The organism is Jannaschia formosa (assembly GCF_003340555.1).
Taxonomy (GTDB): Bacteria; Pseudomonadota; Alphaproteobacteria; order Rhodobacterales; family Rhodobacteraceae; genus Jannaschia; species Jannaschia formosa.
The window spans coordinates 230035-255500 of sequence record NZ_QPLJ01000003.1 but is presented as its reverse complement, the minus strand read 5'-3'; the positions used below and the strand labels follow the sequence as shown (position 1 = coordinate 255500).

General features: G+C 71.4%; 28 protein-coding genes. 11 read left to right on the top strand and 17 right to left on the bottom strand.

The window, feature by feature from the left end:
* Window positions 1–3 precede the first annotated feature (3 nt).
* From DR046_RS05615 to hslO, 8 genes are all read right to left on the bottom strand, one after another.
* Window positions 4–411, bottom strand: a complete 408-nt coding sequence (locus tag DR046_RS05615; protein WP_115380811.1) for a GNAT family N-acetyltransferase — start codon at window positions 409–411, stop codon at window positions 4–6.
* 64 nt (window positions 412–475) lie between these two features.
* Window positions 476–1090, bottom strand: a complete 615-nt coding sequence (gene tsaB, locus DR046_RS05610) for a tRNA (adenosine(37)-N6)-threonylcarbamoyltransferase complex dimerization subunit type 1 TsaB (RefSeq protein ID WP_115380810.1) — start codon at window positions 1088–1090, stop codon at window positions 476–478.
* Window positions 1087–1647, bottom strand: a complete 561-nt coding sequence (locus DR046_RS05605) for a NifU family protein (protein ID WP_115380809.1) — start codon at window positions 1645–1647, stop codon at window positions 1087–1089. Before DR046_RS05605 ends, tsaB begins: the two co-directional genes overlap by 4 nt.
* A gap of 138 nt (window positions 1648–1785) precedes the next feature.
* Window positions 1786–3168: a S1C family serine protease gene (locus tag DR046_RS05600; protein WP_115380808.1), complete on the bottom strand. Its 1383-nt coding sequence runs from the start codon at window positions 3166–3168 to the stop codon at window positions 1786–1788.
* A gap of 127 nt (window positions 3169–3295) precedes the next feature.
* Window positions 3296–4756, bottom strand: coding sequence for a S1 family peptidase (locus DR046_RS05595; RefSeq protein ID WP_115380807.1), 1461 nt, complete (start codon window positions 4754–4756; stop codon window positions 3296–3298).
* 148 nt (window positions 4757–4904) lie between these two features.
* On the bottom strand, window positions 4905–6056 hold the full coding sequence (locus DR046_RS05590; protein WP_115380806.1) for a CCA tRNA nucleotidyltransferase: 1152 nt from the start codon (window positions 6054–6056) through the stop codon (window positions 4905–4907).
* Complete coding sequence (locus DR046_RS05585; RefSeq protein WP_115380805.1) at window positions 6040–6642, bottom strand: NUDIX hydrolase; 603 nt, start codon at window positions 6640–6642, stop codon at window positions 6040–6042. Before DR046_RS05585 ends, DR046_RS05590 begins: the two co-directional genes overlap by 17 nt.
* Window positions 6632–7642, bottom strand: coding sequence for an Hsp33 family molecular chaperone HslO (hslO, locus tag DR046_RS05580; protein WP_115380875.1), 1011 nt, complete (start codon window positions 7640–7642; stop codon window positions 6632–6634). Before hslO ends, DR046_RS05585 begins: the two co-directional genes overlap by 11 nt.
* A gap of 210 nt (window positions 7643–7852) precedes the next feature.
* On the opposite strand from hslO, the gene DR046_RS05575 reads away from it, so the two are divergent.
* Entirely contained in the window at window positions 7853–8332 is a 480-nt protein-coding gene (locus DR046_RS05575; protein WP_115380873.1) for an NUDIX domain-containing protein, read from the top strand.
* A 166-nt stretch (window positions 8333–8498) separates the two neighbouring features.
* Here the strand turns inward: DR046_RS05575 and DR046_RS05570 are convergent, their stop codons facing one another.
* Both DR046_RS05570 and DR046_RS05565 read right to left on the bottom strand, forming a co-directional pair.
* Window positions 8499–8960: a YdcF family protein gene (locus tag DR046_RS05570; RefSeq protein ID WP_115380804.1), complete on the bottom strand. Its 462-nt coding sequence runs from the start codon at window positions 8958–8960 to the stop codon at window positions 8499–8501.
* Between the two features lie 2 nt (window positions 8961–8962).
* Window positions 8963–9424 carry a HugZ family pyridoxamine 5'-phosphate oxidase gene (locus DR046_RS05565; RefSeq protein ID WP_245190812.1) on the bottom strand — a complete coding sequence of 154 codons (462 nt, stop codon included), beginning with the start codon at window positions 9422–9424 and terminating at the stop codon, window positions 8963–8965.
* Between the two features lie 107 nt (window positions 9425–9531).
* On the opposite strand from DR046_RS05565, the gene DR046_RS05560 reads away from it, so the two are divergent.
* From DR046_RS05560 to DR046_RS05550, 3 genes are all read left to right on the top strand, one after another.
* Window positions 9532–10392: a branched-chain amino acid aminotransferase gene (locus tag DR046_RS05560; protein ID WP_115380802.1), complete on the top strand. Its 861-nt coding sequence runs from the start codon at window positions 9532–9534 to the stop codon at window positions 10390–10392.
* Complete coding sequence (locus DR046_RS05555) at window positions 10368–11405, top strand: hypothetical protein (protein ID WP_115380801.1); 1038 nt, start codon at window positions 10368–10370, stop codon at window positions 11403–11405. The genes DR046_RS05560 and DR046_RS05555 overlap by 25 nt, the downstream gene beginning before the upstream one ends.
* 152 nt (window positions 11406–11557) lie before the next feature.
* Window positions 11558–12013 (top strand): universal stress protein, encoded by a 456-nt coding sequence (locus DR046_RS05550; RefSeq protein ID WP_115380800.1) that lies wholly within the window; start codon window positions 11558–11560, stop codon window positions 12011–12013.
* 53 nt (window positions 12014–12066) lie between these two features.
* Here DR046_RS05550 and DR046_RS05545 read toward each other — a convergent pair whose 3' ends face one another.
* The 6 genes from DR046_RS05545 to DR046_RS05520 form a co-directional block, all read right to left on the bottom strand.
* Window positions 12067–13044 (bottom strand): ABC transporter ATP-binding protein, encoded by a 978-nt coding sequence (locus DR046_RS05545; protein ID WP_115380799.1) that lies wholly within the window; start codon window positions 13042–13044, stop codon window positions 12067–12069.
* The gene (locus DR046_RS05540) at window positions 13041–14030 is read right to left on the bottom strand and encodes an oligopeptide/dipeptide ABC transporter ATP-binding protein (RefSeq protein WP_245190811.1); all 990 of its coding nucleotides are present in this window, start codon (window positions 14028–14030) and stop codon (window positions 13041–13043) included. The genes DR046_RS05545 and DR046_RS05540 overlap by 4 nt, the downstream gene beginning before the upstream one ends.
* Before the next feature lie 2 nt (window positions 14031–14032).
* Window positions 14033–14968: an ABC transporter permease subunit gene (locus tag DR046_RS05535; RefSeq protein ID WP_115380798.1), complete on the bottom strand. Its 936-nt coding sequence runs from the start codon at window positions 14966–14968 to the stop codon at window positions 14033–14035.
* The gene (locus DR046_RS05530; protein WP_115380797.1) at window positions 14968–15894 is read right to left on the bottom strand and encodes an ABC transporter permease subunit; all 927 of its coding nucleotides are present in this window, start codon (window positions 15892–15894) and stop codon (window positions 14968–14970) included. Before DR046_RS05530 ends, DR046_RS05535 begins: the two co-directional genes overlap by 1 nt.
* Before the next feature lie 91 nt (window positions 15895–15985).
* Window positions 15986–17608 carry a peptide ABC transporter substrate-binding protein gene (locus DR046_RS05525; RefSeq protein ID WP_115380796.1) on the bottom strand — a complete coding sequence of 541 codons (1623 nt, stop codon included), beginning with the start codon at window positions 17606–17608 and terminating at the stop codon, window positions 15986–15988.
* Between the two features lie 144 nt (window positions 17609–17752).
* Window positions 17753–18853, bottom strand: coding sequence for a serine hydrolase domain-containing protein (locus DR046_RS05520; protein ID WP_115380795.1), 1101 nt, complete (start codon window positions 18851–18853; stop codon window positions 17753–17755).
* A 214-nt stretch (window positions 18854–19067) separates the two neighbouring features.
* Between DR046_RS05520 and DR046_RS05515 the strand changes: the two genes are divergently transcribed.
* The 3 genes from DR046_RS05515 to DR046_RS05510 are packed head-to-tail and all read left to right on the top strand — an operon-like array spanning window position 19068 to window position 20407.
* Window positions 19068–19439, top strand: coding sequence for a 1-phosphofructokinase family hexose kinase (locus tag DR046_RS05515; RefSeq protein WP_115380794.1), 372 nt, complete (start codon window positions 19068–19070; stop codon window positions 19437–19439).
* 15 nt (window positions 19440–19454) lie between these two features.
* Entirely contained in the window at window positions 19455–19592 is a 138-nt protein-coding gene (locus tag DR046_RS23520; RefSeq protein ID WP_167766909.1) for a hypothetical protein, read from the top strand.
* Complete coding sequence (locus tag DR046_RS05510) at window positions 19589–20407, top strand: inositol monophosphatase family protein (protein WP_115380793.1); 819 nt, start codon at window positions 19589–19591, stop codon at window positions 20405–20407. Before DR046_RS23520 ends, DR046_RS05510 begins: the two co-directional genes overlap by 4 nt.
* A 57-nt stretch (window positions 20408–20464) precedes the next feature.
* Here the strand turns inward: DR046_RS05510 and DR046_RS05505 are convergent, their stop codons facing one another.
* A complete protein-coding gene (locus DR046_RS05505) occupies window positions 20465–21232 on the bottom strand; it encodes a DeoR/GlpR family DNA-binding transcription regulator (RefSeq protein WP_115380792.1) in 768 nt (255 codons plus the stop codon).
* A 260-nt stretch (window positions 21233–21492) separates the two neighbouring features.
* Here DR046_RS05505 and DR046_RS05500 point away from each other — a divergent pair, with 260 nt between their 5' ends.
* The 4 genes from DR046_RS05500 to DR046_RS05485 are packed head-to-tail and all read left to right on the top strand — an operon-like array spanning window position 21493 to window position 25426.
* Window positions 21493–22572 (top strand): ABC transporter ATP-binding protein, encoded by a 1080-nt coding sequence (locus tag DR046_RS05500; RefSeq protein ID WP_115380791.1) that lies wholly within the window; start codon window positions 21493–21495, stop codon window positions 22570–22572.
* A 3-nt stretch (window positions 22573–22575) separates the two neighbouring features.
* Window positions 22576–23673, top strand: coding sequence for an ABC transporter ATP-binding protein (locus tag DR046_RS05495; protein WP_115380790.1), 1098 nt, complete (start codon window positions 22576–22578; stop codon window positions 23671–23673).
* Window positions 23670–24542 carry a carbohydrate ABC transporter permease gene (locus tag DR046_RS05490; protein ID WP_115380789.1) on the top strand — a complete coding sequence of 291 codons (873 nt, stop codon included), beginning with the start codon at window positions 23670–23672 and terminating at the stop codon, window positions 24540–24542. The genes DR046_RS05495 and DR046_RS05490 overlap by 4 nt, the downstream gene beginning before the upstream one ends.
* Window positions 24539–25426 (top strand): carbohydrate ABC transporter permease, encoded by an 888-nt coding sequence (locus DR046_RS05485; protein ID WP_209313549.1) that lies wholly within the window; start codon window positions 24539–24541, stop codon window positions 25424–25426. Before DR046_RS05490 ends, DR046_RS05485 begins: the two co-directional genes overlap by 4 nt.
* The last annotated feature ends 40 nt before the right edge of the window (window positions 25427–25466 follow it).

The following is a 25466-nucleotide window of genomic DNA, read 5'->3' as shown; positions in this document are numbered from 1 at the left end:
CGGTCAGAAGTCCTTGCGCATGGCGAGCGCGTCGATGCCGTCGTAATAGCCGGTTCGCTGCCCGACCAGCCGCCAGCCGGTGCCTTCATAGAGCGCGCGGGCGGCCGGGTTGTCGGCCGAGACCTCGAGGAAGGCGGCCTCGGCGCCGCGGGCCCTGGCCTCCGCCTCGAAGGCGGCGACCAGCCGGCGGCCCAGTCCCCGGCGCCGTGCCGGGGCGGCCACGACCAGCGTCAGAAGCTCCGCCTCGTCGGCCACGGTGCGCCCGAGGACGAACCCGTCCGGCCCATCGCCCTCCTCGGTCAGGAAGCAGTGGCGATCCGCCAGCGCCGCGCGGAACGCGGCGGCAGACCAGCGCGAGGCGCCGTCGAACGCTGTCGCGTGGAGTGCGGCGAGAGTCACTGCCTGGGCCATGCGATCCGGGCCATTCCATCCTGACCCACCGTAGAGACCGGCGCCGCCGGGTCAACGGGCACCGTCACAGCAGGCGCGGCGGCGGGTCCGAGGCGGGCGCCGCGTCGGCAGGCCGAAGGTAGATCGGCGCCGGCCGGGCGCGGCCCGGGGCGGCGCGGGCCGCGGCGATGCGGGCGACGCCCGCGGCCAGCGGTGGCGCGGGCAGACAGGCGCGGCCGAGCCGGGCGGCCAGCTCTCCGGCAGCCGGGCCGGTGAGATCGGCAGGCCAGTCCGGCGGCGGCGCCTCTTCGGGAGCGAGCGTCAGCAGGGAGGCGCCCCAGCCGACATGCACCGCATCCCGCGGGGCGGGCAGGCAGACCGTCACCTCACGGCCCTGCGCCAGCGCCTCGACCGCGCCGACGCCCTCGGCCGGGATGTCGAGCCCCAGCGCCAGTCCTCGCGCCGCCGCGACCGCGATCCGCGTGCCCGTGAAGTTGCCGGGCCCCGTGCCGACGCCCAGAGCGGTCAGGTCGGTCCAGGCGACGCCGGCCTCGGCCAGCACCTCCTCCAGCAGCGGCATCAGCCGCTCCGCCTGGCCCTTGCGCATCTCCTCCACGCAGACGGCCAGCACGCGGTCGCCCGAGACGAGAGCGGCCGCGCAATGCGCGGCCGAGGTGTCGAAGCCGAGGGTGAGGGTCACAGGCCGACGGGCCGGACCTCCAGCACTTCGGGGATGTAGTGCCGGAGCAGGTTCTCGATGCCCATCTTCAGCGTCATCGTCGAGGAGGGGCAGCCCGCGCAGGCGCCCTTCATCTGAAGGTAGACCACGCCCCGGTCGAAGCCGTGGAAGGTGATGTCGCCGCCGTCCTGCGCGACGGCGGGGCGGACGCGGGTGTCCAGAAGCTCGGTGATCTGGCCGACGATGGCGCTGTCCGCCTCGTCGTGATGGGCGCCGTGGGCGGCCTGGGCCTCGCCCTCGATGGCGGGGGCACCCGACTGGAAATGTTCCATGATTCCGCCGAGGATGGCCGGCTTCACGTGGTCCCACTCGGTCGCGTCCGCCTTGGTCACGGTCACGAAGTCGTGACCGAGGAACACGCCGGTCACGCCCGGGATGTCGAACAGGCGCCGGGCCAGCGGCGAGGGGGCGGCGGACTCGGCGTCGGGGAAGTCGGCGGTGCCCTGGTCGAGCACGGACTGGCCGGGCAGGAACTTGAGCGTCGCGGGATTCGGGGTGGTCTCGGTCTGGATGAACATCGGCGCCTCCGGGTTGGACCTCTATGTGCGCCTCCGGCAGGCTTCCGTCAAGAACTTGGAACGGTTCTAAACTGTCGGGCGGATTTCATGGGTGATCCGCGTCGGACCGACGGGTGATCCGCGTCGGACGTTCCGCGCCTAGCGCGCGGCGTGGCATTCGATCAGGACGACTGCGCGGATCAGCGCGTCGGGCAGCCCGTTCGAGGTGTCCCTGGTGTCCGCCGATGGCGGGGGAAGGCGGACGCCGGCCGCGCCAAGGAACTGGCGCAACGGCTTCAGCCGGGTCCCGCCGTTGAGGTTCTGCGCGACCGTCCCGGACCTCTCCCGCGTGAATTCCTCGGAGGCCCGATAGCTCACGACCCCGACGACCCGTCCCTGCCCGTCGAGCAGCGGGCCGCCGCTATTGCCGGGTTGGACCGGCGCCGTCATCGTCAGTTCGTCCTCTGAGCCGTCGATCCCGCGAAGGGCGCTGATATTGCCGCGCGTCGCGCTGAGGCCCTGCTCGAAGAGTCCGGCATAGGGAAAGCCCAGCGCCACGACCGGCGCGCCGAGCCGGTCCGAGCCTCCGGTCGAGAGGTCGAGCCAATGGGCCGACCGCCTGGCCGCACGCAGGACGGCGAGGTCGGTCCCCGCATCGCTGCGGATGACGAGCAGCCCGGAGCCGTCAGGCAGGGACAGGCGGTCGCAGCCTTCGACGACATGGGCGCCGGTCACGACGTCCGTGTCGGTCACGTAGAACCCCGTTCCGGTTCCGATCCGGCCGCTGCGCCCAGCCGGTCCTGCATCGGAAGAGACCGCGTCCGGAGCGGGGTCCCCCGCGTCCATCCGGGCGAGGATCAGGGCCAGGTAGCCGGCTTCCGGGAAGGAGAGGGGATCGACCCAGCCGTTCGAGAGGCTCGCGACGATGACGCGGGCGCGCCCGGCCTGCGAGGGGTCCCATTGGACGAGGACGGTCTCGAAGACGCCCGCCTTGCGGATCGTGCGGAGGTAGACCTCCTTTCCGGACGAGATCGCCCCACCGCTTATGAAGGCGTCGGAGGTGTCGGCGCGATAGAACGGCTTCGGCCCGACATGCGCGGCCTCCAGCCAGTCGTGCATGGCGCCGGTCTCGCTGCCCGGCCGGAAGATGTAGCGGACGACGAGAGCTCGGTCGGGGGTGTGCAGCTCGTAGAAGTCGGGCCCTTCGTCCGCCAGCAGGACCCGGTTCGGCAGCAACGCGGATGTCCCGGAGGGATTGAACGGAGTCCACTCCGCGGCCTCGAAATCCTCGAGGAACGGCAGCAGGGTCGCCAGCACGGCAGCCTCGGTCGGGTCCCGCCCGGCGGCGGCGGTCAAGGCGCCTCCGCTCCGCGCGCCCCAGGCCCCGTCGATTCGGCCGACATAGTCTCCACGAAAGGAGAGGGCCGCCTGAAGCAGCCGCGCATCCTCCCTCGTGAGAAGACCGGCATCGAAGGTGCGGTCCTGTGCCCCCGCAGGAACGGCGCAGAGAAGGACCGAGACGAGGACGAGGATGAGCCGCATGGCATGACGCTAGCAGAGGGTCCGGTTCTGTCCAGACGCTGCACGGCGCGGCCCCGACCGATCCGATCGGCAGCGATGGTCCGCAGGGCGTTCGATGGGGAGCCCTTGGCTCCTACGCGCGGCGCCGTCAGCGCGCGCAGACCAGCGAGACGACCGCTTCGCCCGCCCGGTCGGAGGCGTCGAGGCCGCCTGTGCCGCTGAGGAAGGGGACGCCCGCGACCTGGAATGCGCGGGCGAGGGCGCCGGCGGAGGGGGCGCGGGTGGCGGCGCGGCGGTCGTCCAGCCAGATGGCTAGGACGGCGCCGTCGCGGTCGAGCAGCGGCGCGCCCAGCTCTCCGGCGCGGGGGGCGCCGAGGTCATGCTCGATCCAGCCGCCGTCGCGGTCCGCGCCGCGCGCCGCGACGACCTGCCCGCCGAAGGTCTGCAGCCCGCTGCCCTGCGGGCGGCGCGAGGCGGTCGTCACCTCGGCGCCGGCCTCCGTCCCGCGGGCGGAGAGCGGCAGGAAGCGGCGCATCGGACCCGGCCCCTCGAAGATCGCGATGCCGCGGTCTCGGTCGACCGTCAGCAGCGAGACGTCCCGGCCACCCGCGATCCGGACCCCGTCGCAGCGCGTCGCGATATCGGCGCTGGTGACAATGTCGGTGGTGTTGACGTAGAAGCCGGAGGCCGCGCGCGGAGGGGCGGGCCGGTCGGGGGGCGGCGGCGCGGCGGCGGGCTGGCGCGGCTCCGCCTCGCGCTCGGTCAGCTCGTCGAGGGCCCGTTCGAGCACGCCTGCCAGAAGCGCCTCCAGCGGGTCGCCCCCATCATTGGAGGGCGCGGGGGACGCGACTTCGGGCAGGGGGAGTCCGGTCTCGGCGATCAGCGTGCCCAGCACCGGGTCGTTCGCGGGGTCGACATCCTCCATCGGGCCGCGGCGGAAGCTCGACGCGATCAGGCCGAGCCGCCCGCGATTGGCCTCGTCGGAGAGCAGGATATGGGTGATCCAGATGCCGAGCTCCCGGTCGGAGCGGACATAGACATGGCGCCCGCCCCGCATCCGGGCCGAGGTGATGATGCGGTCCTCCTCGCGGACGCGATAGGGCTGCGCGCCCTGCGCGGCGTCGGCAAGGAACGCCTCGTGCAGGTCGGTCGGCCGCAGCCCGCCCCGCCGCGTGACGATGGCGAGGCCGCCGTCCTCGGACACGAAGCGGGTCTCGTCGCCATCCGCGCTCTGCCGCAGGAGCCGGTCGGGGCGCAGATGCGAGAGCCGGCTGTCGGGATGCCGGACCGGGGTCCAGCCGTTAACGTCATGCTCGGCCTGAAAGCGGCGCACCAGGGCGCGCACGTCGCGCCAGGTCGGCGTGCCCCCGGCACTGGAGGTCCGGACCCAATCTTCCAGCGCGCTCTGGCTGCCGCGGCCCCAGGCGCCGTCGAGCAGGGCATCGTAGCTGCCCTCGACGGCGAGGGCCGCCTGCAGGGTGCGCAGCTCGTCGCGGCTCAGGAGGCCAGGGTCGAAGGGGGCCGAGAGCCGGAGGGCGGTCTGCGCGACGGCCTGCCCGGCGAGGGCGGTCAGCAGGAGGAAGAGGACGGTTCGCAGCAATCTCGACATGGGGCACCTCGCAGGGGAGGAACGCGGGGCGGAATGCGGGGTTCCCGCGGCGGCGCGAGAGGCTGTGGTGGGGGATGCCCCTCGCCGGGAGCGGTCGAGGCGTGCGTCGAGCGGTTCCGATCCGGGGGCGCGCTTGCGCGCGGGCGGATCAGCCGGACCCGGAGGTCGAGAGGGCGAGGTCGACCAACTCTTCGCGCGAGGGGCGGCCGTCGCCGGCGCTCCAGGCCGTGCGGGCGGCGGCGAGAGCCTGTCCGAGGGCGGGGCCGGTCAGGTCGGGCATCAGGTCGGCGGCCTTGAGCGGGAAGGTCGCGGTGGCGCCCCGCTCGGCCAGGGCGAGGTCCTGCGGGTCGGGGGCCACGCCCGTCAGCGCGGCGCGCAGGCGAACGGCGTCGGCGCCGCGCGATCCGAGCGCGTCGCCCAGCGCGAAGGGGCGGGTGCCATCGCGGGCGGCGGTGGCGAGCGCATCGAGCTCCCTCGCCTCGGCCTTCGACAGCCGCCAGCCCCCGGTGTCGCCGCCCAGCGCGGCGGCGCGGGCGATCCAGTCGGCGAGGCCGAGATGGACGGCGGGGGCGAGCGCCGAAGGGTCGGCGCCGGGCATGACCCGCGCGAGGATGCCCGCCTGCGCCATCGCGGCGACCACCGGGGCCGGGTCGGGCGCGGCGAGAAGCTTGCGCATCTCGTGGCCGATGCGCTCGGCGCTGAGCCGCGAGAGGCCCTCGGCCTCGGCCGCGCAGGCGGCGAGGCCCTCGGCGTCGAGCCCGTGGGACGGGTCGCCATACCAGGCGGTGAAGCGGAAGAAGCGCAGGATGCGGAGATAGTCCTCGCGGATGCGCGCCTCGGGGTCGCGGATGAAGCGCACATGCCGGGCCCTGAGGTCCGGCAACCCGCCCAGCGGATCGACGAGTGTCCCGTCGCGGCCCGCATAGAGTGCGTTCATCGTGAAGTCGCGGCGGGCCGCGTCCTCGACCACCCGGTCGGTGAAGGCGACGGTGGCGTGGCGGCCGTCGGTGTCCACGTCGCGGCGGAAGGTGGTCACCTCATGCGGGGCGCCGTGGGCGACGACGGTGACGGTGCCGTGGTCGATGCCGGTCGGCACCGGCTTCAAGCCGGCGGCCTTCGCCAGCTCGATCACCCGCTCGGGCCGGGCGTCGGTGGCGATGTCGATGTCGGAGACCGGCGCGCCCAGCAGCGCGTTGCGCACGCAGCCGCCCACGGCCAGGGCACGGTGGCCGCCGGCCTCCAGCATGCCCATCACCGCCTGCGTCGGCGCGGCGGTCAGCCAGTCATCGGTGATCGTCATGCCCCTGCTCCGCCCCGATCCTGTCGGCGAGCCCGCGCAGGATGCGCGCGGTCGCCCCCCAGATGTAGTAGGGACCATAGGGCACCGCGTAGTAGCGGCGCCACTGCCCGCGCCAGCGTCGCTCCTCGACGGCGAAGCGCGCGGGGTCGAGCACATGCGCGGCGGGGACGGAGAAGACCTCCTCGACCTCGCCCGGCTCGGGCACGGGGGCGAAGGGCTCGATCAGCGCCAGCACAGGGGTGACGGTGAAGCCGGTCACCGTCTCGTGCGATGGAAGGCGGCCCAGGACGTCGGCGCCGGGCAGACCGACCTCTTCGGCAGCCTCGCGCAGGGCGGCCTGTTCGGGCGTCTCGCCCGCATCCATCTTGCCACCCGGGAAGGCGATCTGACCGGGGTGGTGGCGCAGCCGGGAGGACCGCTTGGTCAGCAGCAGGCGCAGGCCGTCGGGGGCCTGCTGGAAGGCGACCAGCACGGCGGCGTCGCGCAGCACGCGGCGCCCCGGCAGGATCACGTCGGGGTTCAGGTCGAAATCGGAAGACGCCGCGCCGGAATGGTCCAGCGCGGCGCGCAGCGCGTCAGGCGTCATGCGGGTCCTTCGTCGCCTCGAAGCCCAGCGTCTCGGGGTCGAAGACGTAATGGGCGCCGCAGAACTGGCAGTCCGCCGTCACCGTGCCCTCGTCCGTGGTCATCGTCGCGATGTCCTTGGCCGAGTAGATCGACAGCGACTGGCGCACCTTGTCGGGCCCGCAGGAACAGCCGAAGCGCACTGGCTGCGGGTCGAAGACGCGCGGTCCCTCCTCGTGGAAGAGCCGCAGCAGCAGGTCCGTGGGCGCGACGGAGGGGCCGATCAGCTCCATCTCGTCGGTGGTGTCGAGCAGGATGTTGGCGCGGTTCCAGTTTTCGCCCTCATCCGCGTCCAGCACGTCGCCGGCGGTCAGCAGGCCGCCCTCGCCGGAGGCGTCGCCGGTGACGTGCATGCCCTTCTTGGGCATGTGCTGCAGCATCACCCCGCCCGCGCGCCAGTTCTCTCCCTGACCGGGCAGGGTCGAGCGGCCATAGGCCAGCGAGAAGCGGGTCGGCAGCTGTTCGGACTGCGCGAAGTAGGTCTCTGCGCAGGACGAGAGCGAGCCGCCCGCGATCGGCGTGATCCCCTGATAGGGCACGGTGTCCGGCCCCTGGTCGAGGAGCACGGCGAAATAGCCCTTGCCGATCAGGTCGAAGGGGGCGGCACCGCCCAGGGTCATCTCGGCCTGGCGGTCCTGGTCGTAGCTGGCATAGGCCCGGATGCGCGCGGGCGCGCCCTCGTCGGTGGGGCCGTAGTAGTCGGTCGCGATCAGGCGGGCAGGGCCGTCGCCGCGGACCTGCAGCGACAGCTTCCAGCGCAGGTCGATGGTCTGCCCGATCAGCGCGGTCAGCAGGGACATCTCGGCCACCAGCGCTTCGATGGCGGGCGGGTAGTCGTGCTGGGCCAGCACCTGTTCCAGCACCCCGTCCAGCCGCGCGACGCGGCCCCGGATGTCGGAGGCGTCGAGCTGGAAGGGCAATACGGTGTCGTCCCAGAGAAGGGTCGTGGCGGTCTCGGTCATGGCGGGATGTCCCTGCTTGTCCGGCCGGAGGCCGGCTATGGGAGTCTTCTCCGGCCGCAGGCCGGCTGTGGGAGTTTTCTCCGGCCGGAGGCCGGCGTTGGCGGTCTTGCGCGGCGCGGAGCCGGCTTGCATACGGGCGGCATATAGTCGGAGGCCGCGGCCTCTCCAACCCCCGGCCCGCCGCCGACCTGACCGGAGGTCATGCCCGCCATGCTCGCCCGACAGGGCCGGCCGCCGCGCCGCGCCACGCGCTACCGCCTGCGCCCCGGCGCCTATGCCGTGCTGGTCCGCGCGGGCAAGGTCCTGCTGACCGAGCAGCAGATGCCGGGCCGGGTCGAGCTGCAGCTTCCCGGCGGCGGGATCGACCCGGGCGAGGCGGTTCTGCCCGCGCTTCATCGCGAGGTGCTGGAGGAGACGGGCCATCGTTGCGGCGGGCTGGTCCGGCTGGGCGCCTACCGGCGGTTCACCTTCATGGACGAGTACGAGATCCACGCCGAGAAGCTCTGCACGATCTATCTCGGCACGCCCGGCCCCCTGCTCGGGCCGCCGTCGGAGCCGGGGCATCGGGCGGTCTGGATCGACGGGGAAGCGGCGCTGGATCGGCTCTGGAACCCGCCCGACCGGGCATGGCTGGCGCTGGGCCTGCGGCTCGCGGCGCGCGGCCGGGGCGCGTTGCGCGCCGCCTCTTGAAAGCGCGCCGCTTAACCTTTCTTTAATGAGTGTCGTCGCAAGCTGGGGGACAGCGGGTTCGAGGGGTTGCACGCCGCCCGCCATCACTCACGGATGACGAAGACCGCCTCGGCCGCCGGACGGCCGGGGCGGTCGCGCCTCGACCGGACCCGGCCGGCGGCCCGCCTCAGCGGGCGCGCAGCGCCTTCGCCACAGTTGCCGGCACGGCCAGCGCCTCGCGCAGGACCGCGCGCGCCGTCCGGCGCCGGGACATGGTGCCTGCCGGTCCCGACGTCTCGACCGCCAGGCCCAGCAGCGCCGCCGCGAGGCGGGCGCGCGGCAGGTGCCAGCGACTGGAGACGAGCACCATCGGCCGCCCCTCCAGCATCCGGGCGGCGAAGGTGAGGTTCTCGACCGTGTTCCGGGACTCCGTCTCGGCCAGCAGCGCCTCCGGGGGGACGCCCATCCCGACGGCGAGGCGGCAACCGACGATGCCCTCGGCCTCGCCATGGGCGCCTTGCCCGCCGGCGACGCAGATCGCCGCGACCTCGCCCCCCCGCCAGAGCGACACCGCATGCGCCACCCGCAGCCGGAACGCCGGCGAGGCAGTCCCGTCCGGGCGCACCGCCGCGCCCAGCACCACCGCCACCCTCACAGCGCGGAAAGGTCGGCGGGGGCGAGGCGATAGGCCTTGCCGAAGCCGCCGTTCAGCATCGCCTCGGCGGGCGCGATCCGCACCAGCCGGAAATCGGTGAAATCGTAGTAGAGGCCCGCCTTGGGCCGCGCCGCCAGATAGGTGTCGCGCAGCGCCGCCTTGTCGGCGGCCTCGGCCCGCCCGATCAGCGTCAGGCGCGGATGGGTCAGCGGATCGCCCTTCGCTCCCGGCTCTCCGACCAGAAGCGAGCAGACCGGGTCGGCGGCCAGCGCCTGCGCGTGGTCCGACAGGTCCGAGAGCAGCAGCACCATCCCTGTGCCGCTGATCCAGAGGCACCCCGCCCGCGTGACCATCGGCGCGCCGTCCCGAAGCGTGCCCAGCGCGCCGAAGCCCGCCCCCTCCAGCAGGGTGCGGGCCAGCGCGCGGGCGTCGTCGTCGAGGGGCCGGTAGGGGTCCATGACCCGCAAGGTCGGATGGCGGCACGGGCGACGCAAGGGGGCGGGCCGACATTGCCCCCGCCGCGCCGGGGCCATAGGGTCGCCGCGACGACAGGGAGGCCGCGCGGATGGCATTCGGAAAGACGATCAGGACCTATTTCGACGGCACCTGGCATGACGGAGACGTGCCGGTCATGCGCGCCGCAGATCACGGCAGCTGGCAGGGAAGTTCGGTCTTCGACGGCGCCCGCCGATTCGAGGGCGTGACCCCCGATCTCGACAGGCACTGCGCCCGCGTGAACCGCTCCGCCGAGGCGCTGATGCTGAAGCCCACGGTCGAGCCCGCGCGCATGGTCGAGCTGATCCACGAGGGGCTGGAGGGTTTCGCGCCCGAGGCCGCCATCTACATCCGCCCGATGTATTGGGGCATCCATGGCAGCGAACTGGGCCTCGTGCCCTCGAAGGAGGAAACCGGCTTCGCGATCTGCCTCGAGGAGGTGCCGATGTACGGTGCCGACAAGACGACGACGCTGACCACCACCCGCTACCGCCGCCCCGTGCTGGAGGACGCCGTCTGCGACGCCAAGGCGGGCTGCCTCTACCCGAACAACGCGCGGATGCTGGCCGAGGCGCAGGCCAGGGGCTTCGGCAACGCGCTGGTCGCCGACGCGATGGGGAACGTGGCCGAAAGCGCCACCTCCAACGTGTTCATGGTCAAGGACGGCGAGGTCTTCACCCCGATCGCCAACGGCACCTTCCTGTCGGGCATCACCCGCGCCCGCCACATCGCCAATCTCGCCGCCGACGGCACGCGGGTCCACGAGACGGTTCTCACCTTCGACGACTTCCGCGACGCCGACGAGGTGTTCCTCTCCGGCAACCTGACCAAGGTCACGCCGGTCGTGGCCTTCGACCACCGCCAGTACCAGGTCGGCCCCGTCGCCCGCCGCGTGCGGGAGCTCTATTGGGACTGGGCGCTGTCGGCCTGATCGGCGCGCTGCGGGCGCTGCCGCTGCTGGCGACGGCGGCGGCGACCGGCTGGATGCTCTCCACCAACCCGCTCGCCCGGCCCTTCGTGGACCGCAGCACGACCGAGCTGGCCCTGGCACTGGAGGCCCGGGTCGCGCGCGTCGCGACGGCCGAATGGCTGCAATCCGCCCTGGACGGAGCGGTTGCCGAGGGCGATTCGGAGCGGGCCGCGATGTTCCTGTCGCTGGCCGACGAGTTGGGCCGCCCGATCTACCGCGACCCGGCCGAAACCCTCGTCGCCCGCGCCGACAGCCCCCTGGCGCAGGCCGCCGGGTGCGGCGCCTGCATGGCCGACACGGCGCGCTGCGAAAGCGTCCGGCTGCTCGCCGCCTGCGCCGTCCCGTTCGAGCTGTCGCCGCTGGGCGACCTCAACGCGCTCCGCCGCGCCGGGCTCGCCTGGGGCGCGGGAGAGGAGGTCGACCGCGTCGATGCGGGGCTCGCGCTGCTGGGGCTCGGGGCGACGGCGGCGGTCCTGGCCTCGGGCGGAAGCTCCGCCTCGGTCAAGGCGGGGGCGGGGCTTCTGCGGATGGCGCGGCGGATGGGCAGCCTGTCGCCGGCCCTGGCCCGGCAGCTCGACCTGCCGGTCCGCTGGGCGGCGCTGCCCGGCTACCTGCGCGGCACCGCCCGGCTGGAGGACGTCACCGACACCGCCCGCCTCGCCCGCATCGGCGCGCTGGCCCGCGAGATGGAGGCCGTGCGCCGCGCCACCTCCACCCCCGAGGCGCTGCGCCTGCTGCGCCATGTGGACGGGCCGGAGGACGCTGCCCGGCTCGCCCGCCTGGCCGAGGCGGCGGGCCCGCGCACGCCGCAGGTGATGGCGGTGCTGGGCAAGTCCCGCGCCTTCCGCGCGACCCTGCGCCTCAGCCGCACAGCCGCCGCGACGCTCGCGCTGGTCTGGCTCACCGCGACGCAGCTCGCGATCCTGCTCGCGACCCGCGCGGGGGCGCTGCTCTGGCGCCGGATGCTCGACTGATCCCTTCCTGTGGCCGGAAATACTCCGGGGGGAGTCGCCGGAGGCGACGGGGGGCAGAGCCCCCCTCCCCGGGCGCCGCAAGGCGCAACCGTCTGGACAGGTTCCGGCGCAGGGGCCATGGTCGCCGGGCTTGAACTGCCGCCGGAGGCCCCATGCGCAAGTTCCTCGTCGTCCTGGACGACAGCCGAGAATGCCTCAACGCGATGCGCTTCGCCGCGCTGCGCGCCCAGCATACCGGCGGCGGGATCGAGGTTCTCTCGGTCATCCCGCCGGACGAGTTCAACCACTGGATCGGCGTCGGCGACATCATGCGCGAGGAGGCGCGGGAGCGCATCGTCGCCCATTTCGAGGTCTTCGCCAAATGGATGCGCGACAAGCACGGGCTGGAGCCGCATCTGGTGATCCGCGAGGGCGAGCCGGTCGACGAGATCCTGGCCCAGGTCCGAGAGGACCCCGAGATCGGCGTGCTGGTGCTGGGCGCCGCGCCCGACAAGAAGGGCCCCGGCCCGCTGGTCACGCAACTCGCCAAGTCGGCCGGCACGCTGCCGGTCCCGATCACGATCGTCCCGGGCGACCTGTCGAAGGAGCAGCTGGAGCAGATTGCCTGAAGCCGGGGACCCGGACCGGCCTCGCAGGCCCCTCCGCCCCTGTGGGTCGCGGGTCAGTCCGTCCCTTCGTGATAGGGGCAGGCGACGGCGCGGCCCGGGGTGGGGCGCAGGACCGGCGGCCGGCCCTCGGAGCAGTCGGGGTGGGCGCGCGGGCAGCGCGGGTGGAAGACGCAGCCCGAAGGCGGGTTGAGCGGCGAGGGCAGCTCGCCCCGGATCGCGCGGGCGCGGCGCGGCGCACGCGGGTCGGGGACCGGCACGCTGTCGATCAGGGCGCGGGTATAGGGGTGCAGCGGCGCGTCGGTGACGGCGCGGGCCGGGCCCTCCTCCATCCGGCGGCCGAGATACATGACCATCACCCGGTCCGAGACCTGCCGGACCACTGCAAGGTCATGGGCGATGAAGATCATCGCCAGCCCCATCTCGCGCCCGAGCCGGCGCAGAAGGTTCACGACCTGCGCCTGCACCGAGACGTCGAGCGCCGAGACCGGCTCGTCGCAGACGAGAAGCCGCGGCTCCAGGATCAGGGCGCGGGCGATGCCGATGCGCTGGCACTGGCCGCCCGAGAACTCGTGCGGGTAGCGGTTCACGAGGTTCGGGAGCAGGCCCACCCGCTCCATCATCTCCTGCGCGCGCAGCCGGGCCTCCCGCCGCGGGACGTCGCGATGGGTGCGGAGCGGCTCGGCGATGATCTCGCCCACGGTCATGCGCGGGTTCAGCGCGGCGAGCGGGTCCTGGAACACCATCTGCATCTGGGCGCGCAGGCCCCGGCGCTCGGTCGGGGACATGCCCGAGAGCGGCTTGCCCTCCCACAGGACCTCGCCGCCGGACATCGGCACGGTGCCGATCACGGCGCGGGCGAGGGTGGACTTGCCCGACCCGCTCTCGCCGACGATGCCCAGCGTCTCGCCCGCGGCAAGGTCGAAGGACATGTTCGAGACGGCGTGCAGCCTGAGCGGCGGCGCCCAGGGCATCGCGCCGCGGCGGGGCACGTCGAAGGTGACCGACAGGTCGCGGACCGAGAGCAGGGTCATCCGACGGCCTCCGGATCGGCATGGCAGGCGCGGCGCTGCGGCCCATGGGGCGCGAGCGGGGGCTGCACGGTGCGGCAGACATCCATGACCAGCGGACAGCGCGGGGCGAAGGGGCAGCCGGGCGGCAGGCGGCTCATGTCCGGGGGATCGCCGGGAATGGCGCGCATCTCGTCCCCCTCGGCGTCGAGCCGGGGCACGGCGGCCAGCAGCCCGGCGGTGTAGGGATGGGTCGGGTCGTCGAACAGCGCCTCGGTCGGCCCCTGCTCCATCACCCGGCCGCCATAGAGGACGATGGTCTCGGCGCAGGCCTCGGCCACGAGCCCCATGTCGTGGGTGATCAGAAGGAGGGCGGTGCCGAACTCCTCCCGCACGTCCTCCAGCAGGGTCATGATCTGCGCCTGCACCGTGACGTCGAGCGCCGTCGTCGGCTCGTCCGCGATCAGGAGGGCGGGACGGCAGAGCAGCGCCATCGCGATCATCACACGCTGGCGCATGCCGCCCGAGAACTCGTGCGGATACTGGCCGAGCCGCCCGCGCGCGTCGGAAATGCGCACGGCGTCGAGCATCTCGGCCGAGCGGGTGAGGGCGTCGCGCTTCGACAGCCCCTCGTGCAGGACCAGCACCTCGGCCAGCTGCTCGCCCACGCGCATATAGGGGTTGAGCGAGGTCATCGGGTCCTGGAAGACCATGGCCACCTTTCGCGCCCGCAGCCGGTTGAGCTTCGCCTCGGGCAGGTTCAGCACCTCCTGCCCGGCGAGGCGGACGGAGCCCTCGGCCCGCCCGTTGCGGGCGAGCAGGCCCATGACGGCGAAGGCGGTCTGGGACTTGCCCGACCCGCTTTCGCCGACGATGGCCAGCGTGCCGCGCTCGGGCAGGCGCAGAGACAGGCCGTTGACCGCGTGGACGGGGCCGCCGGTCGTCTGGAAGGCGACGTGCAGGTCGTCGATCTCGAGCACGTTGGCCCGGCTCCGGTCGTCTGTCGGCACGGTCAGCGGTCCTTCGGGTCGAGCGCGTCGCGCAGCCCGTCGCCCACGAAGAACAGCGCGAAGAGCAGGATGACGAAGATGGCGAGCGGGAAGCCCAGCATCCAGGGCACGTCGTTGCGCATCTGGGACGCGCCTTGGGCGATCAGCGCGCCGAGCGAGGTCTGCGGCTCCTGCACGCCGAGGCCGAGGAAGCTCACGAAGCTTTCGAAGAGGATCATCGAGGGGACCAGAAGCGTGGCGTAGACGACGACGATGCCGAGCAGGTTCGGCACGATGTGGCGGGCGATGATGGTGGGCGTGCGCACGCCGGTGGCGATGGCGGCCTCGACGAATTCCCGGTTCTTCAGCGTCAACGTCTGGCCGCGCACGATCCGCGCCATGTCGAGCCAGGAGATCAGGCCGACGCCGACAAAGAGCATGATGACCGAGCGTTCGAACACGACCATCAGCAGGATCAGGACGAACATGTAGGGGACCGCGATCATCACGTCGACGAGCCGCATCATCACGTTGTCGACCCGGCTGCCGACATAGCCGGCGACCGCGCCCCAGACGGTCCCGATCCCTACCGCGACGAGCGCGCCGATGATGCCCACGGCGAGGCTGATGCGGGTGCCCTGCACCGTGCGCGCGTAGAGGTCGCGGCCGGTCTCGTCGACGCCGAACCAGTGCCCGGTCTCGAGCGAGGGGCCGCCGACGGTGCTGACCTGGCCCAGCATGCCCCAGTCGATGGTCTCGTTGTCCCAGGGAGAGATCAGGCCGCCGAGGAAGGCGAAGACGCAGAGCAGCGCCAGCACCACCGCGCCCGCCACGGCCGCGCGGTTGCGCGCGAAACGCGCGCCCGCGTCGGCCCAGAGCGAGCGGCCCTTGACCGCGACTTCGGGCGTGGGGTCGGAGGGGGGCGAGATGAACGCCCTGGTTGCGCGGCGGGTCAGCATCAGGCGTACCGGATCTTCGGGTCGATCCAGGCATAGAGCAGGTCGACGAGGAGGTTCAGCGCGACCACGATCACGCCGTAGAGGATCGTGACCCCCATGATGATCGCGTAGTCGCGGCCGAGTGCTGCGGCGACGAAGAACTGCCCGATCCCGCCGGTCGAGAAGAACACGTCGATCAGCACCGAGCCGGTGATGAGGAAGGCGAAGGTCGGCCCGAGATAGGAGATCACGGGCAGCATCGCGGGCTTGAGCGCGTGGCGCCAGACGACGCGGCGCATCGGCAGGCCCTTGGCCCGGGCGGTGCGGATGAAGGGCGCGTTCAGCACCTCCAGCATCGACGACCGCGTCAGGCGGGCGATGGAGGCCATGTAGGAGGTCGAGAGCGCGATGACCGGCAGCACGAGGTAGTTCCACTGCCCCCCGCCCCAGCCGCCGCCGGGCAGCCAGCCGAGCCAGAGCGTGAAGACCAGCACCAGGATCGGCGCCATGACGAAGTTCGGCAGCACCTGCGCGCCGACGCTGAAGCCCACGGCCAGCGTGTCGATCCAGCTGTTCTGCTTCAGGGCTGCGACGATGCCCAGCGGGATGCCCACCGCCATCGCGGCGATGCCCGACCAGAAGCCGTAGGTCAGCGTGACCGGGAAGCCCTGCGCGATGATGTCGTTCACCGTGCGGTCGCGATAGGTGAAGGTCGGGCCGAAGTCGAAATCGGTGACGATGTTCCAGACATAGAGGCCCAGCCGCTCCCAGGGCGGGCGGTCGAGCCCGTACTTGGCCTCGAGGTTGTCGAGCACGTATTGCGGCACGCCGCGCTCGCTGTCGAAGGGGGAGCCGGGGGCGACCTCCATCAGCACGAAGGAGAGCACGATCAGGAACAGGATCGTGGGGATCGCGATCAGCAGGCGGCGGATCAGGAAGGCGGTCATTCGGGGGTCCCTCCCGTCAGGGGCGCCGCTTGCCGAAGCCGGCGGCGCCGGTGCGCGCCCGAAGGCGCGCACCGGTTCTCATGGCCTCGGATCACTCCTCGGCGACCCGGTAGAAGTCCTTGACGTACCAGTTGTTCTCCACGTTCTCCATCGGGAAGCCCTTGATCTCGGGGTTCAGGAGGAACGTGTTGGCATAGTGGTAGATCGGGATCATGGCGACCTCGTCGGCGATGATCTGCTCCGCCTCGGTATAGAGCGGCTGCGGGTCCTCGGCGGTCTTCGACTGGGCCATCAGCTCGTCGTAGCGGGCGTTCGAGAACTTGCCGTCGTTCGAGCCGTGCGGCGTGGTCATCAGGTCGAGGAAGGTCGAGGCCTCGTTGTAGTCCCCGCACCAGGCCGAGCGGGCCAGGTCGAAGCCGCCCTCGCGGCGCTTCTCGAGGTAGACGGCCCATTCGGAGTTCGACAGCTCCGTGTCGACGCCCAGCTTCTGCTTCCACATCTGGCTGACGACCGTGGCGATCTGCCGGTGCTCGTCGGAGGTGTTGTAGATCAGCCGCAGGTCGAGGTCGGGCGAGCCCGCCTCTTCCCAGAGGCGCTGGGCCTCGGCGTCGCGCTCGGCCTGGGTCATCGAGGCCATGTCCATCTCCGGCAGCTCGAACCCGGCGGTCGCCCAGTGGGTGAAGTTGTAGGCCGGCCGCTGGCCGCCCTGCAGCACCTGGTCGACGATCACGTCGCGATCGACGGCGAGCGACAGCGCGCGGCGCACGTTCGGGTCGCGCAGCGCCTCGGGGACGTCGTCGCCCTCGCGGAAGTTGATCGGATAGTAGTAGGAGCAGAGCCGCGGCACGGAGTGGGCCTCGTCCGGGCGCTCTTCCTCGAGGCGCGGGTAGGCGCCGGCCGGCAGGGGCTCCAGCATGTCGTACTCGCCGGCCTCGTAGCGGGTCAGCGACTGGTTGCTGTCGTTGACGACGTAGCCCTCGACGCGATCGATCACGACGTTCTCGGCGTCCCAGTACTCGGGGTTCTTCGTCAGCGTGAACGTCTCGTTGAGCGAGAGGCTGTCGAGGACGTAGGCGCCGTTGCTGACCATGTTCGCGGGGTCGGTCCAGTCGTCGCCATGCTCCTCGATGGTCGCCTGCGGCGCGGGGAACAGGGTCGCGTAGGTGGTCATCGCCGGGAAGTAGGGCAGCGGGTTGGTCAGCGTGACGCGCAGCGTCTTGTTGTCCACCGCCTCCACGCCCAGCTCGGACGGGTCCATCTCGCCGGCCACGATCTCGGCGGCGTTCTCGATCTGCGTCAGCTCGACATACCACTGGTAGGGCGAGGCGGTGGCCGGGTCGGCGGCGCGGCGCCAGGCATAGACGAAGTCCTGCGCCGTGACCGGCTCGCCGTTCGACCAGCGCGCGTCGTCGCGCAGGGTGAAGGTGTAGACGGTGTTGCCCTCGGAGGCCTCGAAGCCGGTGGCCACGCCCGGAACGAGGTTGCCCTGCGCGTCCTGGTTCATCAGCCCCTCGAAGAGCTGGCGGATCACGTGGGAGCCGGCCGTCTCCTCGTTGAGCTGCGGGTCGAGCGTCGGGAACTGGTCGAGCAGACGGTAACGGAACACCTGCTCCTCGGCCAGATTGGTGCCCTCGGGCACTTCGGCGGCGGTTGCGGGAAGGGTGAGCGCCATCGCCGTGGCGGCGGACAGCATCAGCGCGCTGCGTCGGAACATCGGTCGTCTCCGTGTTGGTGAAGGGCGGCGGCTCTGTCGTCCGCTCGCCTCAATCCACGCAGCCTTAGCCAGGAAGCCAGGCGTGGCAAGTGCGCCCTCGCGTCGCTTTCGCCCGGAGCGTGTGTCCGCCGGCCGCCACTCGCGTCAGCCTCGGGCGATGATTCGCATGATCTCAAGCTCGGCGGGCGGGTAGAAGGGTTCCTCCTCCAGCCCGTCCGAGAAGTCGGGCCAGCCGAGGATCGCATAGCCCCAGGCCGCCCCGGTGGCACGGTCGAGCCACGCCCCGGTCGAGGCGCCGAGCGCCTGTCCCGCATGGCCCGCGAGGTCGCCGCCGATCTCCGGGTGATCGCGGTAGATCGTGACGCCGAGGCCGACCTCGCGGAAGAGCCCCGCCGCTTCCAGCCCCGGCGTGTCGCCGAAGCCTGCGACCGGCCTGGCCATGCGCGCGCCCGGCGCGTCCGACAGCGCGAAGCGGGCGAGGCGCGCAAGCTCCGGCACCGAGGCGCGCAGGCCGCCCTGCGGCGAGAACCAGGGCGCCCAGCCCGGACGCCAGCCGGCGAGGTCCAGGCCCTCGCCGTCGCGCCAGATCAGGTCCGCGTTCCAGTCGCCCTCCGGCCCGTCGACCTGCCGGACGTGGCGCCCGCCCTCCCATTGCCAGAGCGCGAGCCGCCGGTCGCGCTCGGCCACACCCGCCCAGTTGAGCCCGCCGCCGATCCCGGCGGGGCGCAGTACATGCTCCGCCACCAGGTGGTCGAGCCTCCGGCCCGTCGCCCGCTCCAGTGCGATGCCGATGAGGACGTAGTTGAGGTTGGCGTAGCGGAAGGCGCCTCCCGGCGGGTGCCCCGACCGGGCCGCGGAGTCCTGCGCCAGCGCCACGGCGTCGGCCGGGGGCGGCGCGACGTAGCCCGCGCCGTCGGTGATGCCGGACCTGTGGGACAGGAGGTGGCCGAGGCGCAGGGCCGGGTCCGGCCAGGGCAGCAGCTCCGCCAGCGGCGTGCCGGGGTCGAGCCCCGCCGCCAGCGCCGTCCGGGCCAGCGCCAGCTTGGTGACGGAAGCGACGCGCAGCCGCAGCCCGGGATCGGAGACCGGCGGGCCGCCCGGACCGTCGCGCCCGGTCAGCATCGCGCGCAGGCTTCCGTCCGGCGCGATCCGCGCGATCCCGGCCGCCAGCGCACCCTCGGGCGGCGGCCGGCGGGTCAGCGCCTCCAGATGCGCCGCGGCGCGGTCGAAGGCGTCGACGGTCATGCCCTTCCCTCACCGATGCGGCCCGCGGCGTCCATCGCCCGTCTCTCCCTGCCCCCTCGCGGGGCGGAGGATGAACGGGACGGGACGGCCGCGGCAAGCCTTCCGCGGGGACAGGGTCCGGCGCCGTCGGGCGGAGAGCCGCATGCGCGGGGGGCGACAGGCGGAACCGGCGGCCCGCCTATGCGTCTTGTCGGCAGAGCGACAGGAGTCCTGCATGCCCTCCGCCTCCTCCCCCGCCGTCGAGCGGATCAGCGTCTTCGCGCCCTGGCCGATCTTCACGGTGACAATCGAGCGCGCCCCGGACGGCTCGGACGAGGTCTATTTCCACGCCGGCGGGCAGGGGGCCTGGGTCGCGCGCATGACCGCCGCGCTCGGCTGCAGGACGATGCTGGCCGGCCCCGTCGGCGGCGAAGCGGGCCGGATCGTGCAGGCGCTGATCCACGACGAGGAGGATTTCGACCTGCGGATGGTCGCAATCCACGGCGCCACTGGCGGCCATGTCGACGACCGCCGCAGCGGCAGGCACGAGGAGATCGCGCGCGTGCCCGTTCCCACGCTCGACCGGCACGAGAGCGACGAGCTCTAAAGCGCGGGCTGGCGGATGCGCTGCGCTACGACGCTGCGGCTGGCCACCGCGGCGGGCAGGCTCAACGCGATGCGCCGCGGGCGCGGCACGGGGACGCGCGCCGATATCGAGGCGCTGGCCGAGGCGGTAGAGATCGAGGAGATCAGCCCATGACGGACCTTCCTTCCGAAACGGAGCTCGACGGCTTCGAGACCCTCGCCGCCGAGCTCGCCCGGCTCGCCGGGGCCGAGATCGAGGCGGCGCTCGGGCGGACGCTGCGCGTTGGCTACAAGGGCGCCGAAGGCTCGACGCGCGATCCCGTCTCCGAGGTGGACGAGGCGGTCGAGCAGATCCTGCGCGCCCGGATCGGCGCGTCCCATCCGAAGCACGACATCATCGGCGAGGAGATGGACGACCGGCCCGGCCGCGATCACGACCATGTCTGGGCCGTCGATCCCGTCGACGGGACGGCGAACTTCATCAACGGCCTGCCGCTGTTCTCGGCCTCGATCGGCCTGCTGGTGCGGGGGCGCCCGGTGGTCGGGGCGCTCTGGTGCTCGACCAGCCACCGGCTGCGGCCGGGCGTCTATTCGGCCCGCGCGGGCGGGCCCCTGCGCTTCGATGGCACCGAGGTCACGCGCGCCGCGACCCGGGGCATCCGCCGCCGCCTGATCGGCCTGCCCGAGCCTGCCGCCATGCCCGACACGGGCTTCGACGTGCGCAAGACCGGATCGGCCGCCATCGAATGCGCCTTCGTGGCGGCGGGGCTGCTGGCGGGTGCACGATTCGCGACGCCGAACGTCTGGGACGTCGCGGGCGGCGTCGCGCTGGTCCGCGCCGCGGGCGGCACGGTGCGCTGCGGCGGGCCCGAGGGCTGGGCGGAGATGGACGGTTTCCTCGACGGTGCCCCGGACGGGGACCTCGCCCGCTGGGGCCGCCCGCTGATGCTGGGAACGGCGGAGGCCGTGGAGGTCATGGCGCAGGGCTGAGTCGGGGCCAAAGTCGCCCGCGCGGGTCCGGCAGGCGGCGGGCCGGGAGGGGGCCGGTCAGGCCGAGCGGGTCTCGACGAGGCGGGTCGCGTGGGCCGTGGCGATGTCGCGCAGCGTCTGCGGCAGGGGCGTGTCGGTGAAGAGCGTGTCGAGCTCGGCCAGGGCGCAGGTCGAGATTGGGGCCTTGCGGTCGAGCTTGGTGTGGTCGACCACGGCGAAGACCCGGCGGGCCCGGGCCATTGCCGATTGCGTCACCACGATCTCCTGCGCGTCGAAGTCGAGCAGGTCGCCGTCCTCGTCGATGGCCGAGCAGCCGATGACCGCGTAGTCGAACTTGAACTGCTTCACCGTGTCGACGGCGAAGCCGCCGATCAGCCCGCCATCGGCCCGGCGCAGCGTGCCGCCCGCGACCACGATCTCGCAATGAACGTTGGCCGACAGGATGTTCGCGATGTTGAGGTTGTTCGTCACGACGAGGATGTCCTCGTGGTCGCGCATCGCGCGGGCGACGGATTCGGTCGTCGTGCCGATGTTCATGAAGATTGAGGAGCCGAAGGGAATCTCGGCGGCGCAGGCGGCGGCGATGGCCTGCTTGCCCTCTTCGTTCATGCGGCGACGCTCCTCGTAGACGAGGTTGACGACGCCCGAGGGAATCACGGCGCCGCCATGCACGCGCTCCAGCTTGCCGACGTCCGACAGCTCCGACAGGTCGCGGCGGATGGTCTGGACGGTCACGTCGAAGCGGCGGGCCAGCTGCTCGACCAGGACCTTGCCGTCCCGTCGCGCCTGTTCGAGTATCTCCGTTTTCCGAAAATTCGTGGCCAAACCACCGCCTCCGGTTTTCGTCCACGGACCATAGCATCACCGGCGACGCCGCATCAAGTATTGCGATACTCGTCAGATTACCGTCTTTTTTCCATTTGTTTAAAGGGCTTTCCAGTGCCGGAGGCGGCTAGGGCAGACCGCGACGGCGGAGAAAAAAGGAAAAAAAACGAAAGTTCGATTGACAGGCGGGCTTCCGGTAGTCACGATTGCGGCAAGTGAAGGGCGGTGCGGGGAGCGCCGCCCGCTGGGAGGGGTGACGCATGACGCTCGTGCTAGACGGCGTGTCGAAGACGGTCGATGGCCAGGTCCATGTCCATCCGACCGATCTGACCCTGGATGGGGGGACGATGAACGTCCTGCTGGGGCCGACACTGTCCGGAAAGACCTCGCTGATGCGGCTGATGGCCGGGCTCGACGTGCCGAGCACCGGGCGGATCGTCTGGCAGGGGAAGGACGTGACGGGCATGCGGGTCCAGGACCGGGGTGTCGCCATGGTCTACCAGCAGTTCATCAACTATCCGTCGATGACAGTCTACGACAACATCGCCTCGCCGATGCGCCTGCTGGGCAAGTCGAAGGACGAGATCGACGCCGCCGTGCGCAAGGCCGCCGACCTGATGCGCCTGACGCCGCTGCTGGACCGCAAGCCGCTGGCGCTGTCGGGCGGGCAGCAGCAGCGCTGCGCGCTGGCGCGGGCGCTAGTCAAGGATGCGGGGCTGGTGCTGCTGGACGAGCCGCTGGCGAACCTGGACTACAAGCTGCGCGAGGAGTTGCGCGCCGAGATCCCGAACATCTTCCAGGAAGCCGGGTCGATCTTCGTCTACGCCACGACCGAACCCGAGGAGGCGTTGCTGCTCGGCGGCAATGTCGCGACCCTGTGGGAGGGGCGGGTGACGCAGTTCGGTCCGACGCCCTCGGTCTACCGCCAGCCGGTCGACGCGACGACGGCGCGGGTGTTCAGCGATCCGCCGATGAACTTCCTGGACGTGACGGTCCGCGGCGGCACGGTCGATTACGGCGACGGCCAGAGCGCCCCCGCCCCCGCGGGTGCCGCGGACGGCCGCTGCCGCGCGGGCTTCCGCCCCAACCACCTGGAGCTTTCGCCCCACTCGCCCGGGGCGCTGGAATTCGAGACGCGGCTCGCCGTGACCGAGATCACCGGGTCGGAGACCTTCGTCCATCTCGACCATGCCGGACAGCGCTGGGTCGGGCTGGTGCACGGGGTCCGCAACCTCAGGACGGGGGCCCCGCTGAAGGTCTATCTCGATCCCGCCCATGTCTATCTCTTCGACGCCGGGGGTGCCCTGATCGCCCCCGCCCCCTATGCGCAGGCGGCCTGAGCCATGGCGAAGATAACGCTCGACAATCTCGCGCATTCCTACTCGCCCAACCCGTCCGGGCCGGAGGACTATGCGCTCAAGCAGCTCGACCACGACTGGGTCGATGGCGAGGCCTATGCGCTGCTCGGCGCGTCGGGCTGCGGGAAGTCGACGCTGCTCAACATCATCTCGGGCCTGCTGCAGCCGTCGCAGGGGCGCATCCTGTTCGACGGGAAGGACGTGACCCACGCGCCCACGGCGCAGCGCAACATCGCGCAGGTGTTCCAGTTCCCCGTCGTCTACGACACGATGACGGTGCGCCAGAATCTCGCCTTCCCGCTGCGCAACCGCGGCGCCGAGGCGTCGTATATAGCGCAGCGCGTCCAGGAGATCGCTGGCATGATCGGGATGGAGGACGTGCTCGACCGCAAGGCGCAGGGGCTGACGGCGGATGCCAAGCAGAAGATCAGTCTCGGGCGCGGCATGGTACGCGAGGACGTGAACGCGCTTCTGTTCGACGAGCCACTGACGGTGATCGACCCGCACATGAAGTGGGAGCTTCGGACCCAGCTCAAGTCCCTGCACCAGCAGTTCGGGCACACGATGATCTACGTCACCCACGACCAGACCGAAGCGCTGACCTTCGCCGACAAGGTGGTGGTCATGTATGACGGCCGGGTCGTGCAGATGGGCACCCCGCAGGAGCTGTTCGAGCGGCCGGAGCACACCTTCGTCGGCTATTTCATCGGCTCGCCCGGCATGAACGTGCTGGAGGCGCAGGTCGAGGGCGACCGCGCCGTGATCGACGGCCACGAGATCGCGCTGGGGCAGGGCTTCGGCAGGCCCTCGGGCAAGGTCGAGCTGGGCGTTCGGCCCGAATTCACCCGTCTCGTCGCCTCGGGCGGCCTGCCCGCCTCGATCCGCCGGGTCGAGGACGTGGGGCGCCACAAGATCGTGCGGGCCGAGGTGCTGGGGCGCCCGGTCAACGTCATCCTGCCCGAGGGCGAGGCGATCCCGGCGGATGCCGCGCAGGTGGCCTTCGCGCCCGAGGGGGTGAACATCTACTCGGACGGCTGGCGCGTCGCGCCCCGCGCCACGACACCGGAAGGAGCCGCGGCATGAACAAGACGGTCAACCAGAAGGCCTGGTTCCTGGTCCTGCCGGTGCTGGTGCTGGTCGCCTTCTCGGCCATCATCCCGCTGATGACGGTGGTCAACTATTCGGTCCAGGACAGCTTCGGGAACAACGAGTTCTTCTGGGCCGGCCTCGAATGGTTCGAGGAGATGCTGGAATCGGAGCGGATGTGGGCCGCGCTCTGGCGGCAGCTCGCCTTCTCGGCGATCATCCTTGCCATCGAGATCCCGCTGGGCATCTTCGTCGCCCTCAACATGCCGAAATCCGGCTTCTGGGCGTCCTTCTGCCTGGTGCTGATGTCGCTGCCGCTTCTGATCCCTTGGAACGTGGTCGGCACGATCTGGCAGATCTTCGGCCGGGTCGATATCGGCCTGCTGGGCTACACGCTCGACGCCATCGGGATCGACTATAACTATACCCAGAACTTCTACGCCGCCTGGGCCACGGTCATCGTGATGGATGTCTGGCACTGGACTTCGCTTGTGGCGCTGCTGGCTTATGCGGGGCTCCAGTCGATCCCGGACGCCTACTACCAGGCCGCCAAGATCGACCAGGCGAGCCGCTGGGCCGTGTTCCGCTATATCGAGCTTCCGAAGATGGCGGGCGTGCTGATGATCGCGATCCTGTTGCGCTTCATGGACAGCTTCATGATCTATACGGAGCCCTTCGTCGTCACCGGAGGCGGGCCGGGCAACTCGACCACCTTCCTGTCGATCGACCTCGTGAAGATGGCGCTGGGGCAGTTCGACCTCGGACCCGCGGCGGCCTTCTCGATCATGTACTTCCTTGTGATCCTGCTGATATCCTGGGTCTTCTACACTGTGATGACGAACATGGACAAAAGGGACGGGGCATGACTGACACGACGACCTCCGCCCCCGGCGCGGCCTCGATCCCCGGCCGCGTCACCGACGCGCCGGTCGCGGCGCGGCGCAAGCTGCCGATCAAGGGCTCGGCGGTGGTGATGGGGCTATATCTGCTGTTCCTGATGCTGCCGCTCTACTGGCTGCTGAACATGTCGCTGAAGACCAATGCCGAGATCCTCGGTAGCCTGACGCTCTGGCCGCGGGACCTGACCTTCGCGAATTACGAGACGATCCTGACGGATCCGTCCTGGTATTCGGGCTACATCAACTCGCTCATCTACGTGACGATGAACGTGGCGATCACGCTGACGGTGGCCCTGCCTGCGGCCTATGCCTTCTCGCGCTATCACTTCATGGGCGACAAGCACCTGTTCTTCTGGCTGCTGACGAACCGCATGGCCCCGCCTGCCGTCTTCGCGCTGCCGTTCTTCCAGCTCTATTCCTCGGTCCAGCTCTTCGACACGCATATCGCGGTGGCGCTGGCGCATTGCCTGTTCAACGTGCCGCTGGCGGTCTGGATCCTGGAGGGCTTCATGCGCGGCGTCCCGAAGGAGATCGACGAGACCGCCTATATCGACGGCTATTCCTTCCCGCGCTTCTTCGTGAAGATCTTCCTGCCGCTGATCGCGAGCGGGGTCGGCGTGGCCGCCTTCTTCGCCTTCATGTTCTCCTGGGTGGAGCTGCTGCTGTCGCGCACCCTGACGAGCGTCGATGCCAAGCCCATCGCCGCGACGATGACGCGGACGCAAGGAGCGAGCGGGATCGACTGGGGCGTACTGGCCGCGGCCGGGGTACTGACAATCGTGCCGGGGGCGCTCGTGATCTGGTTCGTGCGGAACTACATCGCGAAGGGCTTCGCGTTGGGGCGGGTGTGATGGAACGGTCTGTTAACCTTTCCCTGCGCGTCGTGGCCGG

What these genes read in the sequence shown, in the direction of transcription:
- DR046_RS05615 (WP_115380811.1), bottom strand. Translation starts at nt 411, where the DNA reads ATGGCCCAGGCAGTGACTCTCGCCGCACTCCACGCGACAGCGTTCGAC.
- DR046_RS05605 (WP_115380809.1), bottom strand. Translation starts at nt 1,647, where the DNA reads ATGTTCATCCAGACCGAGACCACCCCGAATCCCGCGACGCTCAAGTTC.
- DR046_RS05600 (WP_115380808.1), bottom strand. Translation starts at nt 3,168, where the DNA reads ATGCGGCTCATCCTCGTCCTCGTCTCGGTCCTTCTCTGCGCCGTTCCT.
- DR046_RS05595 (WP_115380807.1), bottom strand. Translation starts at nt 4,756, where the DNA reads ATGTCGAGATTGCTGCGAACCGTCCTCTTCCTCCTGCTGACCGCCCTC.
- DR046_RS05590 (WP_115380806.1), bottom strand. Translation starts at nt 6,056, where the DNA reads ATGACGATCACCGATGACTGGCTGACCGCCGCGCCGACGCAGGCGGTG.
- DR046_RS05585 (WP_115380805.1), bottom strand. Translation starts at nt 6,642, where the DNA reads ATGACGCCTGACGCGCTGCGCGCCGCGCTGGACCATTCCGGCGCGGCG.
- hslO (WP_115380875.1), bottom strand. Translation starts at nt 7,642, where the DNA reads ATGACCGAGACCGCCACGACCCTTCTCTGGGACGACACCGTATTGCCC.
- DR046_RS05575 (WP_115380873.1), top strand. Translation starts at nt 7,853, where the DNA reads ATGCTCGCCCGACAGGGCCGGCCGCCGCGCCGCGCCACGCGCTACCGC.
- DR046_RS05565 (WP_245190812.1), bottom strand. Translation starts at nt 9,424, where the DNA reads ATGGACCCCTACCGGCCCCTCGACGACGACGCCCGCGCGCTGGCCCGC.
- DR046_RS05560 (WP_115380802.1), top strand. Translation starts at nt 9,532, where the DNA reads ATGGCATTCGGAAAGACGATCAGGACCTATTTCGACGGCACCTGGCAT.
- DR046_RS05550 (WP_115380800.1), top strand. Translation starts at nt 11,558, where the DNA reads ATGCGCAAGTTCCTCGTCGTCCTGGACGACAGCCGAGAATGCCTCAAC.
- DR046_RS05545 (WP_115380799.1), bottom strand. Translation starts at nt 13,044, where the DNA reads ATGACCCTGCTCTCGGTCCGCGACCTGTCGGTCACCTTCGACGTGCCC.
- DR046_RS05535 (WP_115380798.1), bottom strand. Translation starts at nt 14,968, where the DNA reads ATGCTGACCCGCCGCGCAACCAGGGCGTTCATCTCGCCCCCCTCCGAC.
- DR046_RS05530 (WP_115380797.1), bottom strand. Translation starts at nt 15,894, where the DNA reads ATGACCGCCTTCCTGATCCGCCGCCTGCTGATCGCGATCCCCACGATC.
- DR046_RS05525 (WP_115380796.1), bottom strand. Translation starts at nt 17,608, where the DNA reads ATGTTCCGACGCAGCGCGCTGATGCTGTCCGCCGCCACGGCGATGGCG.
- DR046_RS05520 (WP_115380795.1), bottom strand. Translation starts at nt 18,853, where the DNA reads ATGACCGTCGACGCCTTCGACCGCGCCGCGGCGCATCTGGAGGCGCTG.
- DR046_RS05515 (WP_115380794.1), top strand. Translation starts at nt 19,068, where the DNA reads ATGCCCTCCGCCTCCTCCCCCGCCGTCGAGCGGATCAGCGTCTTCGCG.
- DR046_RS23520 (WP_167766909.1), top strand. Translation starts at nt 19,455, where the DNA reads ATGCGCTGCGCTACGACGCTGCGGCTGGCCACCGCGGCGGGCAGGCTC.
- DR046_RS05510 (WP_115380793.1), top strand. Translation starts at nt 19,589, where the DNA reads ATGACGGACCTTCCTTCCGAAACGGAGCTCGACGGCTTCGAGACCCTC.
- DR046_RS05500 (WP_115380791.1), top strand. Translation starts at nt 21,493, where the DNA reads ATGACGCTCGTGCTAGACGGCGTGTCGAAGACGGTCGATGGCCAGGTC.
- DR046_RS05495 (WP_115380790.1), top strand. Translation starts at nt 22,576, where the DNA reads ATGGCGAAGATAACGCTCGACAATCTCGCGCATTCCTACTCGCCCAAC.
- DR046_RS05490 (WP_115380789.1), top strand. Translation starts at nt 23,670, where the DNA reads ATGAACAAGACGGTCAACCAGAAGGCCTGGTTCCTGGTCCTGCCGGTG.
- DR046_RS05485 (WP_209313549.1), top strand. Translation starts at nt 24,539, where the DNA reads ATGACTGACACGACGACCTCCGCCCCCGGCGCGGCCTCGATCCCCGGC.